This is a genomic window from Kitasatospora sp. NPDC059646, assembly GCF_042734615.1.
Lineage (GTDB): Bacteria > Actinomycetota > Actinomycetes > Streptomycetales > Streptomycetaceae > Kitasatospora.
This window is the reverse complement of record NZ_JBHWDS010000019.1, coordinates 90,874-105,491: the sequence shown is the minus strand read 5'-3', so window position 1 is coordinate 105,491 and position 14,618 is coordinate 90,874. Positions and strand designations below refer to the sequence as shown.

Below are 14,618 nucleotides of genomic sequence, written 5' to 3'. Positions count from 1 at the left end.
AGAACGGGCCGCCGGATCCTCGGAGCACGGGTTGAACCACAGCAGGAAGGGCTCTCCACCCGTGGGTGGAGAGCCCTTCGTCAGGCCGTGCTCAGGCGTCGATCCGGGACCGGTCCATGGTGGCCGCCGAGTCCACGATGAACTCCCGCCGCGGCGCGACGTCGTTGCCCATCAGCAGGTCGAAGGTCTTCTCCGCGGCCTCCAGGTCGCCCAGGTTGATCCGGCGAAGGATCCGGTGCCGCGGGTCCACGGTGGTCTCCGCCAGCTGGTCGGCGTCCATCTCGCCGAGGCCCTTGTACCGCTGGATCGGGTCCTTCCAGCGCAGCCCCTTGCCCTGGAACTCCAGCAGGGTGCGGCGCAGTTCGGCGTCCGAGTAGGTGTAGTGGTACTTCTCCTGGCCGCGCTTGGGGTTGGTCAGCTCGATCCGGTGCAGCGGCGGCACCGCGGCGAACACCCGGCCCTGCTCGACCATCGGCCGCATGTACCGGTGGAACAGCGTCAGCAGCAGGGTGCGGATGTGCGAGCCGTCGACGTCGGCGTCGGCCATGAAGATGACCTTGCCGTAGCGGGCCTGGTCGATGTCGAAGGTCCGGCCGGAGCCCGCTCCTATGACCTGGATGATCGCCGCGCACTCGGCGTTCTTGAGCATGTCGCTCACGGACGCCTTCTGGACGTTCAGGATCTTGCCGCGGATCGGCAGCAGCGCCTGGAACTCGGAGTTGCGGGCCAGCTTGGCGGTGCCCAGCGCCGAGTCGCCCTCGACGATGAACAGTTCGCTGCGGTCCACGTCGTCGCTGCGGCAGTCGGCCAGCTTGGCGGGCAGCGAGGAGGTCTCCAGCGCGGTCTTCCGGCGCTGCGCCTCCTTGTGCTGCCGGGCGGCGACCCGGGTCCGGGCGGCGGCCACCACCTTCTCCAGCACGGCCCGGGCCTGGAGCTTCTCGTCCTTCTTGGCGGAGGTGAGGAAGCTCTTCAGCTCCTTGGCCACCACCGCGGCCACGATCCGGTTGGCCGCCGAGGTGCCCAGCACCTCCTTGGTCTGCCCCTCGAACTGCGGCTCGGCCAGCCGGACGGTGACCACCGCGGTCAGGCCCTCCAGCGCGTCGTCCTTGGTGATGTCGTCCTCGGCGACCCGCAGCAGCTTGCTGGAGCGCAGCACCTCGTTGACGGTCTTGGCGAGTTGCCGCTCGAAGCCGTTGACGTGGGTGCCGCCCTTGGGGGTGGCGATGATGTTGACGAAGGAGCGCAGCGTGCTGTCGTAGCCGGCGCCCCAGCGCAGCGCGATGTCCACCCCGAGCTCGCGGGTGACCTCGGTGGGCGTCATGTGCCCGAGCTCGTCGAGCACCGGGACGGTCTCCTTGAAGGTGCCCTCGCCGCGCAGCCGCAGCACGTCGGAGACCGGGCGGTCGGGGGCCAGGAACTCGCAGAACTCGCTGATGCCGCCGTCGAAGCGGAAGGTCTCCTGCTCGACCTTGTCGCTCTCCGTCAGCCGCTCGTCACGCACCACGATGGTCAGGCCGGGCACCAGGAACGCGGTCTGCCGGGCCCGGGCGTGCAGCGATTCCAGGGAGAGCCTGGCGTCCTTGAGGAAGATCTGCCGGTCCGCCCAGTAGCGGATCCTGGTGCCGGTGCGGGTCTTGGCGAACTTGCCCCGCTTGGTCAGCCCGCTGCCGGCCGTGAACTTCCCGTCCGGGCCGTCCTCGGCGAACGTGCCGGGGGTGCCCCGCCGGAAGCTGATCGCATGGGTGGTGCCGGACCGGTCCACCTCCACGTCCAGCCGGGCGGACAGCGCGTTCACCACCGAGGCGCCGACGCCGTGCAGACCGCCGGAGGCCGCGTACGAGCCGCCGCCGAACTTGCCGCCCGCGTGCAGCTTGGTCATCACCACCTCGACGCCGGACAGCCCGGTCTTGGGCTCGACGTCCACCGGGATGCCGCGGCCGTTGTCCCGCACCTCGACCGAGCCGTCCTGGTGCAGCAGTACCTCGATGCGGTCGCAGAAGCCGCCGAGGGCCTCGTCGACCGAGTTGTCGATGATCTCCCACAGGCAGTGCATCAGGCCGCGGCTGTCCGTCGACCCGATGTACATGCCCGGCCGCTTGCGGACCGCCTCCAGCCCCTCGAGGACGAGCAGATGCCGCGCGGTGTAGTCGGACCCGCCCTCACCGGTCACCAGAGAGGACGGGACGGTCTTTTCTCCACTCACGCTCTGCACTCCTCCACGATGTTGACGGTCACCCCGCATGCTCTCAGCAACTGAGACTCCGGCCGCCGAGGCCCGCGCGCCTTGTACGCGCTGCGCGAACACGACTCCCGCCGCGAACGCGGCCCCCACCCTGCCATCTCCTGCCGACACCACGGGTCCTGGCGGACCGGGGCGGCCGGAGAGGGCTGCGGAGCTGCTGTGATGCGGTCAAACGGGGTCCGGGACGGGGCTTATGCTCCAACCCAGCGGAGGATTATGCTACGCGGACCCCGGACCCCGACCCGATCGGGCGTTCGAGGCGATTGGCGCACCACGGGAATCGGTACGCATGAACCACCGGTGCCCGGGGCACGCCCTCATCAACGAGACAGCAGAATCCTCAAAGAGAAAAGCCACGAGCGGGAACGAATTCGACCTGGTTGGATGTTGATCCTGGTACACAGCTCGTCGAGCTAGAGAAGAGGCGACGTGACTACTGTTCTGACCCCTGCGAGCCCGCTCACCGCGGCTGACCGCTGCGACCGTTGCGGCGCTCAGGCTTACCTGCGCGTCGTCCTTTCCAGCGGCGGAGAGCTGCTGTTCTGCGCCCACCACGGGCGCAAGTTCGAGCCCGAGCTCAAGAAGATCGCCGTTGAGATACACGACGAGAGCGACCGCCTCTCGGGTACCTCGGCGACGGCCGTCGAGGGCGAGCGCTGACGCTCCCGCTCGAATCCCGAGCTGCCTGAACGGCCGGGCGGCCCTCCCCTCGGGGCGGGCCGCCCGGCCGTGGCGTTTCCGCGCGGCCGCCGCCGGCTGTCGCGCACCTCACAGCGCGGTGCGCACCGACTCCGCCACCGCCGACACCCGGGTGTACACGCCGGGGTGCTCGGCCTCCGCGCAGCCGGCGCCCCAGGACACCAGCCCGGCCAGCCGCCCGGCCACCAGCAGCGGGCCGCCGCTGTCGCCCTGGCAGGCGTCCTTGCCGCCCTGGTCCGTGCCGGCGCACACCATGGTGCGCGCGTCGAACGCGCTGTCCTGCCCGCCCGGGTAGGCCCGCCCGCAGGCGGCGTCCGAGATGATCGGCACCGTCACCTGCCGCAACGTGTTCGAGTAGCTGCCGTTGCCCCGGGTGTCCCCCCAGCCGAACACCGTGGCCGGCGTCCCCGCCGCGTACGGCGTGCTCTCCCCCGGGCCCACCATCTCCAGCACCGGCCGGTCGTTCTGCGGCTCTGCCAGCGTGAGCACCGCCACGTCCCGGGTGTTGGCGGCGAAGCTGTAGCCCGGCTCGATCCACACCCCGCGCACCGCCACCTCACGCCCCGCGCTGCCCCGCAGGTCGTCCCGGCCGACGATCACCCGCAGCGACGGCCGGTCGGTCGGCCGGCCGCTGGACTCGTCGTAGAAGCAGTGCGCGGCCGTCACCACCTTGGTCGGACTGACCAGTGCCCCGCCGCAGAACTGCCCCGAACGGGACGAGCCGAACTGCGGCCGGCTGGACAGCGCCACCATCCACGGGTGGTCGGCGGTGCTCGCCGCCGTCCCCCCGACGATCCGCCGCTGCGCCGCCGCCGGGGCGGCCGAGCCCAGCGCGATCAGCGGGGCGGGCAGGGCCGCCAGGGCGACGAGCGCGACCGCCCGGCGACGGAGCCGAGGCGCGGACGGATCCAGGAAGGGCACCGGTTCTCCAGAGGTTCGGCGTGCAGACGAGGTGCACTGGTCGAGAGCCGCACCGGTCGGAGTGCGACAACCTGCCCAGCGTAGTCACGCCGTCACCCGCCGTGCCCGGAGTCCGCGCCCCCGCCACCCCATCGGGCGACCCCCGCACATGCGAACGGGCCCCTCCGCCGACGGCGGAGGGGCCCGTCCAAGTGACTCGGACCGACCGGGGATCAGTCCAGGTAGTCGCGCAGCACCTGGGAACGCGACGGGTGGCGCAGCTTCGACATGGTCTTCGACTCGATCTGGCGGATGCGCTCACGCGTCACGCCGTAGACCTTGCCGATCTCGTCCAGCGTCTTCGGCTGACCGTCCGTCAGGCCGAAGCGCATCGAGACCACGCCCGCCTCGCGCTCGGACAGGGTGTCCAGCACCGAGTGCAGCTGCTCCTGGAGCAGGGTGAAGGAGACCGCGTCGGCCGGGACGACCGCCTCGGAGTCCTCGATCAGGTCACCGAACTCGCTGTCGCCGTCCTCACCGAGCGGGGTGTGCAGCGAGATCGGCTCGCGGCCGTACTTCTGGACCTCGATGACCTTCTCCGGGGTCATGTCGAGTTCCTTGGCCAGCTCCTCCGGGGTGGGCTCGCGGCCCAGGTCCTGGAGCATCTGGCGCTGCACGCGGGCGAGCTTGTTGATGACCTCGACCATGTGCACCGGGATGCGGATGGTGCGGGCCTGGTCGGCCATGGCGCGGGTGATCGCCTGCCGGATCCACCAGGTCGCGTAGGTGGAGAACTTGTAGCCCTTGGTGTAGTCGAACTTCTCGACCGCACGGATCAGACCGAGGTTGCCCTCCTGGATCAGGTCCAGGAACAGCATGCCGCGGCCGGTGTAGCGCTTGGCCAGCGAGACCACCAGGCGGAGGTTGGCCTCCAGCAGGTGGTTCTTGGCGCGGCGGCCGTCCTCGGCGATGATCTCCAGCTCGCGCTTGAGCTTCGGGGCGAGCTTGTCGGCCTGGCTCAGCTTGTCCTCGGCGAACAGGCCGGCCTCGATCCGCTTGGCGAGCTCGACCTCCTGCTCGGCGTTGAGCAGCGGGACCTTGCCGATCTGCTTCAGGTAGTCCTTGACCGGGTCGGCGGTGGCGCCGGCCACCGCGACCTGCTGCGCCGGGGCGTCGTCCTCGTCGTCGTCGGAGAGCACGAAGCCCTGGTCCGACTCCTCCTCGGCCTCGCCCTCCTTGCCGTCGCCGGGCAGGGCCACGTCCTCGAGGAGCTCCTCCTCGCCGATCATGTCCTCGTCGCCCTTGCCGGGCTTGCCGGCCGCGGCGGTCTTCTTGGCGGCGGTCTTCTTCGCGGGAGCGGCGGCCTTCTTGGCCACCGCCTTCTTCGCCGGGGCGGCCTTCTTGGCCGCCGGACGGGCCTCGGCGAGACCGATGGTCTCGACGACGGTCACCTCACTGGTCGTCACCGCGGCGGCGACCGCCACCGACGGGGCCGGGGTCGCCGCGGGGGCGATCCGGACCGGGGGCTTGGTCTGGGCGACCGGCGTGCGGGTGGTGACCGCCTTGGTCGCGGTGCGCTTGGTGGTGCTCTTGGCCGCGACGCTCTTGCGCTTGGCGCCGGCCGGCTCGGCCGCGCTGACCATCAGCTCCACCCCCTCCTCAATCAGCACCTGGTTGAGGCTGCGCATGACGTTCTTCCACTTGGTGACCGGGATCTGGTCCGCCTCGAACGCGTGGCGCACGTCGTCACCGGCGATCTGCCCCTGGGCCTTGCCCCGCTCGATGAGCGCCAGCAGTGCCGCGGACTCGGCGATCTCGGGGGGAAGCGAACGGGATGTGCTGGCCGACACGAACAACCTCTCGGACGATGAGTGGACGATCCCGCACCGACCGCCCGAGGAACTCGGGTGGGTGGACGGCGACCGGGGTCTGCAGGACGGCAGCAGCGCCGCGCACCAACACAGCCATCAGGCCTGTGCTGGTATTCCGGAGCTGCTTCCGCTCCGTACACATCGCTGCCGCCCCTCAAGTGTTACGCATGCCCGTCGTGGCGCCCGTCACACCACCCGACGGCCGGTACCGGCTGCCCCGGGCGGCCTATCGACGGCGTCCCGACGAGGGTACGGACCGGACCGGCGCTGCCTTCTCCCGCCTTCTGCCAGCGGGCCGACGGGGCCCGTTCGGGGGTCGTCCGGGCCCCCGCCGGTGTGGGGCGGGCCACCCTGTGGGACGCGACACGCCGATGGCCCCCCGGCTGCGGGTGGAGCAGCTGAAGGGCCATCCGTTCGGGACGGGCGGGGCTGGGCCGCTCAGTGCTCCCGCGGCGCCGGAACGGCGTGCTCGACGTCCGGGTGGACGGTGAGCAGCGCCCGGACGGCCGCCTCGGCGGCGGTGCCGTCACCGGTGCCGAGCGCGTCGACCAGCCGGGTGTGCAGGCTGACCGCCGAGTCGGACGGGCGCTCACAGGTGGTGCCGGAGCCGCCGGACACCTGGAGCGCGCCGGCCACGATCCCGGACAGGTGCTCCAGCATCCGGTTCCCGGCCATCTGCAGCACCAGGCCGTGCAGCTCGGCGTCGGCGCGGGCGTAGCTGACCAGGTCGCCCTGGCCGCCGGCCTGACTCATGATCTCGGTCAGCTCGACCAGCCGGTGCTGGACGTCCTCCCGGCCGTGCCCGGCCGCGAGGCGGGCGGCCAGCGGCTCGATCGCCCAGCGCAGTTCGAACAGCTCGCGGCGCTGCTCGTCGCGCTGCGGCCCGAAGGCGCGCCACTCGATGATGTCCGGGTCCAGCAGGTTCCAGTCGCTGACCGGGCGGACCCGGGTGCCGACGTTCGGCCGGGCCGAGACCAGGCCCTTGGCCTCCAGCACCCGGAGCGACTCGCGCACCACGGTGCGGGAGACCTCGAAGCGCTGGCCGATCTCCTCCGGCACCAGCGGGCGGTCGGCGCCCAGGTCGCCGGAGACGATCATCTGGCCGAGCTGCTGGACCAGCTGGCCGTGCAGGCCGCGGCCGCGGCTGCTGGTGGTCTTCCGTCCGGCCCGGGCGAGTTCGCTCTCCGCGCCCTCCCAGCGGGGAGCGGGCGGCATCGGGCGGTCGGCGTACGGGAAACGGTCCAGCTCGGAGGCGGAGATCGACTCGGCCTGGCGAGCGGCGGTCACGGTGGGGTGCGCAAGGGTACTCACGCCATCCTTTGTCGGCGATCGGCGGAGCCGTCTTGAGCATTCTCCTGAAAAGCACACGAAAGGGTGATCGGCCGCGACTGGATAATTGACTTCTTATCAGCAAGAAATGCGCATATCGGTCATCCGGGCTCGAATTCGGCGACCGTTGCGCGGCAGTGCGCGGCTTCTGCGGACGGGGCGTGGGGGCGGTGCCTCCCTTCACCCTTCTCCGGAGCAACGGTGGTGGTCTGTCACGGCGTCAGGGTCGGGGGCCGCTGGCGGCAATGGGCGCGATCGCCGTGCGGGGCGGGCGGGGCCGCAGGTTCGGGACCGGAGGCCGGGACCGCAGGGACCGGAGGTTCGGGACCGCAGGGACCGGAGGTTCGGGACCGCAGGTTCGGGGCGGTCGGTGCGGGCGCGGCCGGTGCGGGCGGAGGGCGGGGGGCGGAGGGCGGGGGCAGGCGCGGCTTCTGCGGACGGGGATGGTCGCAGGGACCGGCGGTTCGGGTGCGGGAGCCGTCGGGGCCGGTCACTGCCGCCGGTCCCGGTTCCTGCCGGTCCCGGTTCCTACAGTGCGCGGCGGCGGAACTGGGCGACCACGACAGCCAGCACCAGCAGGGCGGCCGGGGCCAGCAGGGCGACGACCACCACCGTGTCCAGCGCGGCCGCCGTCCGGTCGGCCGCCCCGCGCATCCAGCTCAGGCCGTACTGGAAGGGCAGCAACTCCCGGACCCAGACAGGCCAGTTACGGCCGGTGCGGTGCAACAGCAGGCCGGCGGTCAGCTCCAGCAGAGCAGGCAGCGCACAGACCAGCAGGACTCCCGCGACGGCGCTGCGCACCAGCGCCGCCAGCAGCAGTCCGGCCCAGCCGCCCGCCAACGCCAGCGCCAGGTACGCCGGCAGCAGGCGGCCGATCCCGCCCACCGCGAACAGGCCGTCCGCCGGGGCGGGCGCGAGGCCCGGAAGGTGCATCAGATCCACCGGGCGCGGAAGGGCAAGCACCGTCGAGGCGTCCACCGCGCCCGGCATCACGAAGCGGACCACCAGGGCGTTCACCGCGAGCGCCGCCACCGCGAGCAGCAGCGCCGCCGCACCGACCACCACCGACTTCGCGGCGAGCGCGCCGAGCCGACGCCCGAGCCGCACCCGGGACGCGGCCAGGTCCGGCCAGCGCATCTCGTTGCCGTACGCCAGTGCGCCGAGGATCGCCGCGGCCAGCGCCGTCGGCGGGAGCGGCAGCCACGCGACCACTCCCGCCAGCGCGCGCACCGCATCCGTCGCCCCCAACTCCCCTGCCGGGAACCGCCGGGCGGACACCGCCGCCACCGCACCGTTCAGCAGCAGCGCCACCGCGACCACCCACCACGTGGAACGCACCCCGCCCAACCGACGGACCTCACAAGCCACCAAGCGCACTGTCACTCACTCCCGTTCTCGTCACCGGTGCCGCGCCTGCGCAGCGCGCTCGCCCCGCCCTCGCCCGCCGCGACCGGTGCCCGGTCCGCCGCCCGTCCGGGCTGCGCGGCCGTTCCGCCCGGTTGACCGGCGGGGCGCAACTCGGCGGCGTGGACCGGGCGGAGACGCACGTCGGCCCGCACCGAGGTCTGTTCCGGCGCCGGGACCGGGGCGTGCACCGGTGCCCCTGCCGGTACCGGTGCCGGCACGGGTGCCTGGTGCGGCGTCCGGGGCGGCGCGGGGGTGCGGCCGACTCCGCCGACTCCCCTGATCCGGGCAGGAGTCAGTAGTTCCGCGTCGGTCGGATTGGCCGCCAGCTGTTCGGCGTCGAGCAGGATCGGATCGGGGCCGGTGTCGGGGGCGGGGGCGGGGGCGGGGGCGGAGGGTGCCGGAGCGGACGCTGCCGTCGGCGCGGTCGGACTCACCGTGCTTTCGGGGACCGGCCGTTGGGACTTCGCTCGACGGAGAGCGGAAGCACCGCGGGGGGCCCGCCGGATCAGGTCGATGGGCACCTCTGCCGGGGCCGGGGCGGGAACGGCCGCAGGCACTGCCGCTGACGCGGGCTCGGCAGTGGCAGCGGTGCCAGGGGTGGTGGCCGGGACCGCCGCGATTACCGGAGGTGCCGGAGCCGCCAAGGCCGGCAGGACGGGCTCGGCGGCCACCTCGGCGGCGTTCGGCGTCGACGGGTCGGGGGCGAGTGCGGCAGCGGCCCAGCGGCCGGCCTGGAGGCCACGGTGGTCGAGGGGGCGCTCGGTGCGCCGCTCGGTGCGCTCGATCTCGGCGCGCTCGATCTCGGTGTGCTCGATCTCGGTGCGCTCGATCTCGGTGCGCTCGGTGTCGGTGTGCTCGGTGTCGGTGTGCTCGGTGTCGGGGCGGGTGGCGTCGGCGCGGGCGGACGGGCGGCCGACGGTGGTCGGCCTCGCTGTGCGAGTGGCGGCGGTGGCGGTGGGGGTCCGCTCGGCCGCGTGCTGACGGTGCGTCCGGATCACCACCTCGCCGGAGCCGCCCGAACTGTCGGACCGCTCCGGGCCGCTGGGCAGGGCGGCCGGGTAGGAGAACGGGCGCTGCACCACGCGGTCGGCCAACTCGTGCAGCAGGACGCCGTTGCGGTAGGCGAGTTCACCGATCTCGGTGCGGCCGACGCCGCTCACCGCGAGGCCGGCGCCGCCCTCGCGGCGGACGTGGGCGCCCTGGGCCACCAGCAGGTCTGCCAGGCGGGCCATCTGCGGTCCGCGGACCAGGACTTCGGGGTGCAGCCGGGTGCGGCGGAACTCCACCACCGGCTGGTCGGCGGCCAGCCGGCCCGCGTCCAGGGTGACCACCCGGTCGGCGAGCGCCGCGGCCTCCTCCGGGCGGCGGGTGGAGATCAGTACGGTGCCGCCGGTCAGCGCGAAGGACCGCAGGAAGCCGTGGAGCCACTCTTCGCTGCGCGGGGACAGGCCCTCGGTCGGGGCGTCCAGCAGCAGCGTGCGGGGATCGCCGAGCAGGGCGGCGGCGACGGCGAGTCGGCGGTGCATGCCCGGCGAGAAGGTGCCGATCCGGTGGTTGGCGACGGGGGTCAGGCGGATCTGCTCCAACAGGTCGTCGGCCCGCCGCACCGGGACGCCGACCGCTCCGGCCAGCATCCGCAGGTGCGCCCGGGCCCGCCGCCCCGGGTGCCCGGCCTCCGGCCGGGTGGACGGCAGGACCACGCCCACCTCCCGCTCGGGACGCCGGAGCCGCCGGTAGGTGCGACCGTCGAACAGGGTGATGCCGTGGCCGCGTTCGAGCTCCACCATCAACCGCAACGCGGTGGACTTGCCCGCCCCCTCGTCCCCCAGCAGCGCGGTGATCATTCCCGGACGGGCGTCGAAGGTCAGGTCCAGTACCGCCGGGGGTCGGCCCCTCCGGTACGTCTTCGTCAGTCCGGTGATCTGGATCATCGCCGCCCGCTCCCTCGCCCGCCGACAGACCGGGCTTCGTCCGCCGGGCCTGAGCCTGCACAGTAGGACGCGGAAGCGATGAAACCAGGCATTCCGGATGGGTCGTGGACGGTATTGGCACCTAGCTCACCCGAACAGGCGACAACTCACTCACGCCACTGACGCCGAATCCCTGATGGTCCGTCACGACTCCTCACCCGCAAGGGAATCGACGTCGCTCTGCAACGCTGCACGGCACGACACGGCACCGGGCCTCGAACTCCAGAGCCCTCTCAAAACTCAGGACTCGGCGGCGGGGGCCAACTCAGGCCTCAGGACTCAGGACTCAGGACTCAGGACTCAGGCCGGAGCATGGGCGGGTTCAGGACGGTCGCCCCACCCGCCTTGAACAGCTGGGCGGGCCGACCGCCCTGACGGGTCGTGGTGCCACCGGAGGGCAGCAGGAAGCCCGGGGTGCCGGTGACCTTGCGGTGGAAGTTCCGCGGGTCCAGCACCACGCCCCACACTGCCTCGTACACCCGGCGCAGCTCACCGACGGTGAACTCGGGCGGGCAGAAGGCCGTTGCCAGCGAGGAGTACTCGATCTTCGACCTGGCCCGCTCCACACCGTCCGCCAGGATCTGGCCGTGGTCGAAGGCCAGCAACTCGCCGTCGTTCCGGTCCGCACCGAACAGCTCGCTGACCGGCGCCCACCGGGCGCTGCTGGCGTCGCCGCCCGCGCGCGGGGACGGCAGGTCCGGAGCGAGCACCAGGTACGCGACGCTCACCACCCGCATCCGGGGGTCGCGCTGCGGATGACCGTAGGTGGCCAACTGCTCCAGGTGTGCACCGAACGGGTTCTGCCCTGCCAGCACCTGACCCGGCGCGGTCTGCGCCCGCAGCCCGGTCTCCTCCGCCAACTCCCGGGACGCCGCCTCGGCCAGGCCCTCGTCGGGTCGCACGAACCCACCCGGCAGCGCCCAGTAGCCCTTGAACGGCGCCTCACCGCGCTTCACCAGCAAGGCGCACAGCTCATGGTCGCGCACCGTCAGCACCACCAGGTCAACCGTGACTGCGAACGGGGGGAAGGCCGACGGGTCATAACGCGACATGTCGCCGATCTTAGTCGTCTCTCTGACGATAATCACAGACCACAGCCCTTTTCCCGTCTCCCGGACCGCCTGCGGGGCAGTCAGCTGGCGGCCAGTTGCAGGAACGACGGCGCCTCCTCGACCACCGCGACACCGATCCGGCTGACCCGGACCGAGAACGGCTCGCCGGCCACCCGCAGGCCGGTGAGTTCCAGTGCACCCAGCGGTGCGGTGCTCGCCGGACGCGTGGCCACCCGCCCTGACGGGACGTCGGGCCTGACACCGGCCAGCGACAGCACCAGGTGGACCGCGGCGGCCGCCGACATGGCGGCCGGCCGGCAGGCCGCCGGGTGCGGCACCGGTGGGCAGTCCGCGACCTTCTGCTCGCCCGCGTACATCTCGGGCAGCCGGTGGTCGAAGTGCGAGGACGCCTCCAGCAGGCCCTCCAGCAGTATCTCGGCCTCGCGCTCGAACCCGGCGTCCACCAGCCCGCTGACCGCGAGCGCGGTCTCCTGCACCCGCACCGCACCGCTGCGGTGGCCGAGCGGATTGAACCGCGGGGACTTCGCGCTCAACGTCCGCAGACCCCACCCGCAGTCGAGTTCGGGCGTCACCAGCCGCTGGGCGAGCAGCCTGGTCTGCTCCCGGTCGAGCAGGCCCTCGTGCAGTTCGCCCTCGGCGCCCAGGCCGACGTCGAAGAGGTGGACCACGGTGGAGGCGAGGGCCGGCACCGGACGGTCCGGGGCGAGCAGCGCGGCCGCCGGACGGCCGCCCGAGAGGTCGTCGATCCAGAACTGCTCGCGGAACCGTTCCCGCAGCTCGGCCGCCCAGGCCCGCCACTCCCCCGCCCCGGGGCGGTCGAACGCCTCCAGCAGGTCCGCTCCCTGGAGCGCCGCGCGGTGGGCCTGCGCCTGGACCTCGCACCTGGCCGGGCCCGGCCGGGCGGCCCGCTCCTCCGGCGGGCGACCGAAGTCGGTGACGAACCCGACCGGCCCGTCCGGCCCCTCCGCCACCGCGGCCCGCAGTGCCCCGAGGGCGCGCTCGGCGGCCGGCAGCAGCTCCGCGACCTCGGCCCGCGGCATGCCCCAACGCCAGGCCTCCGCCAGCACGGTGACGAACAGCAGGGTCGCCTCCGTGGCCGTGCAACTGGCCGGCAGCTCGGGGCCGCCGTGCCGCAGCGGCCCGGGGATCACACCGTCCAGCGCCTGCGCGGCCGCACCGCTGTCCGCACCGGCGGCCGACGAACTCCCCGCCCCCTGGGGCGCGCCGCCATGGGCCGGTACCGCGGTGCCGGTGCCCGTGCCGGTACCGCCTGCCACCGGGTTCGCGACCGTCGCCGGGGCGGCCGCTGCCGGACCTGACGCACCGTCACCTCCGGGACCTTCGGACCGACGGGCGGCGCCCGCCGGTTGCTGGGGCGCGAGGTGCTGGCGGCGGGCCGTCGCACGGAGCGTTCCGGCGGCGAGCCGGGTGCCGAGCGGCAGCGTCATCCGGGCCGCCCAGAGCGCATCCGCGGCGGTGAGGCCGAATCGCCAGGGAGCGCCCGAGGCCGTGTAGAGGTCGGTCGGACGGTCCGCGTCGGCGAGCAGCAGCCCGCCCAGCGAGTCCAGCGCCCGGCCGACCAGGCGGGCGGCGCGGCGGTCGTCGGCCCGGACCTCCGGCTCGGACCACGGCAGCGGCACGCCCTGGCCGCGCCCGGTCGGTGGGCGTCCGGCCGACGGGCTCTCCAACTCGACCCGCAGGTCCACGGACCAGCGGGCACCGGGCTGGACCTCCAAGTCCCACCGGAGCACGCCCGCACCGGCCAGCACCGCGTGCGGCGACGGACGGGCGCTGACGGTGGCCGCGCGGCCCTGCCCGGCCCACCGCAGGCCCGCGGACTGGACCTGGCCCGGCAGGTCGGCCGAACGTCGGCCCGCAGCGATGTCGGTGAGCTGGCCCAGGTCGGTGCCGAGCGCGATCTCCAGCGGGAGGCGGGCCGGTCGGGCGCCGGTGTTCCGGACCGTCACGGTCTCCGCGCCGTCGGCGTGCCGCAGCCGTTCGACCGTCAGCGCCGGGTCCGGGTCGAGGTCGCCCGGCACCCGGACCGAGCCGACGAAGCGTGCCGTCGCCGCGGACGTCAGGGTGCCCTGGAGCGGCAGCGGCTCCATGCCGCCGAGCCGCAGCTCCATCCTGGCCAGGGTGCGTACCCCGTGCCGGAAGAAGCCGTGCAGGCTCTGGCCCCGGAGTTGCCCGTCCGGACCGGAGGCGGCCATGCCCGGGGCGTTGACGCACAGGATGTCGTGCGCGGCCGAGGGCTGCGGCCGGGGTGCCGTCGGCGGGCTCGGCTGCCGGGCCGGGCCCGGGGCGACCGCACCGACCACCTGCTCCGACCGGCCGGCCGGCCCACTGGGCATCGCCCCGGCCGGAGCTGACGGGTGGTCGGCACGCGGTGCCGCCCCGCCGCGGCCCGGAGCGGGCACGCCCGGCACCGCGGCCCCCGGCACCGGCCGCGTCGGCGTGCCGTAGGCCGGGGTGGCCCCCGGCGCGTAGGGCGTGGGCGTGGTGACCGTGCCGAACGGCGGCGTGGCCCCCGGCGGGTGCGGTGTTCCGGGAGTGGGCGTGCCGTAGGCCGGGGTGGCCCCCGGCGCGTAGGGCGTGGGCGTGGTGACCGTACCGAACGGCGGGGTCGCCCCCGGCGCGTACGGCGTGCTGCTGGTGAGTGCGGTGTACGGCGGCGTGCCGGCGGGAGCCCCGGGCTGGTGGGCACCGGCACGGGGCGCGCCGAACACGGGGGTGCCGGGCGTCTGCGGGCCGGGAACCGTCGGGCCCGCTCCGGGCGTCCCCGAGGCGTGGCCGGCGGGCGCCGGGCCGGTGGGGGTGCCGTACGGGGGTGTGGGCTGACGGAGAGTCAACGGGTCGGCCGGGCGCGGGGGAACGGGGGGAACCGCTGCTCCGGCGGGTGCCGGAGCGCCGCCCGGTACGGGCGGGCTGACGGGTTGCAGCGGCTGCGGCGCTGCGTGGGGTGGCCTTGAATCGGTCACCGGGCTCTCCTCCCCTCGACCGGCCGACGGCGGCGGGCCCGGTCGGCCGCGAGCGTGCTCGATCGCGGACTGTACTGCTCTGCCGCCGGAACACGCGGCTCCGACCGGGGCGGAACCGGACCTGCGATGCTCCGCCCCTACCGGGT

General features: G+C 73.7%; 10 protein-coding genes. 2 read left to right on the top strand and 8 right to left on the bottom strand.

Annotated elements, in window-relative coordinates; translation table 11 throughout:
- Positions 1-91: 91 nt before the first annotated feature.
- Positions 92-2,242: a type IIA DNA topoisomerase subunit B gene (locus ACFV1L_RS16220; RefSeq protein ID WP_380366398.1), complete on the bottom strand. Its 2,151-nt coding sequence runs from the start codon at positions 2,240-2,242 to the stop codon at positions 92-94.
- Positions 2,243-2,671: 429 nt separating this feature from the next.
- On the opposite strand from ACFV1L_RS16220, the gene ACFV1L_RS16215 reads away from it, so the two are divergent.
- Positions 2,672-2,902 carry a hypothetical protein gene (locus ACFV1L_RS16215; protein WP_380366339.1) on the top strand — a complete coding sequence of 77 codons (231 nt, stop codon included), beginning with the start codon at positions 2,672-2,674 and terminating at the stop codon, positions 2,900-2,902.
- A gap of 108 nt (positions 2,903-3,010) precedes the next feature.
- Here the strand turns inward: ACFV1L_RS16215 and ACFV1L_RS16210 are convergent, their stop codons facing one another.
- From ACFV1L_RS16210 to ACFV1L_RS16180, 7 genes are all read right to left on the bottom strand, one after another.
- Entirely contained in the window at positions 3,011-3,862 is an 852-nt protein-coding gene (locus tag ACFV1L_RS16210) for a S1 family peptidase (protein WP_380366337.1), read from the bottom strand.
- A gap of 212 nt (positions 3,863-4,074) precedes the next feature.
- Positions 4,075-5,691: an RNA polymerase sigma factor gene (locus ACFV1L_RS16205; RefSeq protein WP_380366336.1), complete on the bottom strand. Its 1,617-nt coding sequence runs from the start codon at positions 5,689-5,691 to the stop codon at positions 4,075-4,077.
- A 459-nt stretch (positions 5,692-6,150) separates the two neighbouring features.
- Positions 6,151-7,023 carry a FadR/GntR family transcriptional regulator gene (locus tag ACFV1L_RS16200; protein ID WP_380366334.1) on the bottom strand — a complete coding sequence of 291 codons (873 nt, stop codon included), beginning with the start codon at positions 7,021-7,023 and terminating at the stop codon, positions 6,151-6,153.
- A 546-nt stretch (positions 7,024-7,569) separates the two neighbouring features.
- Entirely contained in the window at positions 7,570-8,379 is an 810-nt protein-coding gene (locus ACFV1L_RS16195; RefSeq protein WP_380366333.1) for a hypothetical protein, read from the bottom strand.
- A gap of 41 nt (positions 8,380-8,420) precedes the next feature.
- A complete protein-coding gene (locus tag ACFV1L_RS16190) occupies positions 8,421-10,379 on the bottom strand; it encodes an ATP-binding cassette domain-containing protein (RefSeq protein ID WP_380366331.1) in 1,959 nt (652 codons plus the stop codon).
- A gap of 332 nt (positions 10,380-10,711) precedes the next feature.
- The gene (locus ACFV1L_RS16185) at positions 10,712-11,470 is read right to left on the bottom strand and encodes an NUDIX domain-containing protein (RefSeq protein ID WP_380366329.1); all 759 of its coding nucleotides are present in this window, start codon (positions 11,468-11,470) and stop codon (positions 10,712-10,714) included.
- 80 nt (positions 11,471-11,550) lie between these two features.
- On the bottom strand, positions 11,551-13,845 hold the full coding sequence (locus tag ACFV1L_RS16180) for a glycogen debranching N-terminal domain-containing protein (RefSeq protein WP_380366328.1): 2,295 nt from the start codon (positions 13,843-13,845) through the stop codon (positions 11,551-11,553).
- Between the two features lie 247 nt (positions 13,846-14,092).
- Here ACFV1L_RS16180 and ACFV1L_RS16175 point away from each other — a divergent pair, with 247 nt between their 5' ends.
- A complete protein-coding gene (locus ACFV1L_RS16175; protein ID WP_380366326.1) occupies positions 14,093-14,332 on the top strand; it encodes a hypothetical protein in 240 nt (79 codons plus the stop codon).
- Positions 14,333-14,618 lie beyond the last annotated feature (286 nt).

Bases quoted from the DNA above. Each gene is read 5' to 3' on its own strand.
- ACFV1L_RS16185 (WP_380366329.1), bottom strand. From the start codon at position 11,470: ATGTCGCGTTATGACCCGTCGGCCTTCCCCCCGTTCGCAGTCACGGTT.
- ACFV1L_RS16180 (WP_380366328.1), bottom strand. From the start codon at position 13,845: ATGCCCAGTGGGCCGGCCGGCCGGTCGGAGCAGGTGGTCGGTGCGGTC.
- ACFV1L_RS16190 (WP_380366331.1), bottom strand. From the start codon at position 10,379: ATGATCCAGATCACCGGACTGACGAAGACGTACCGGAGGGGCCGACCC.
- ACFV1L_RS16220 (WP_380366398.1), bottom strand. From the start codon at position 2,242: ATGCGGGGTGACCGTCAACATCGTGGAGGAGTGCAGAGCGTGAGTGGA.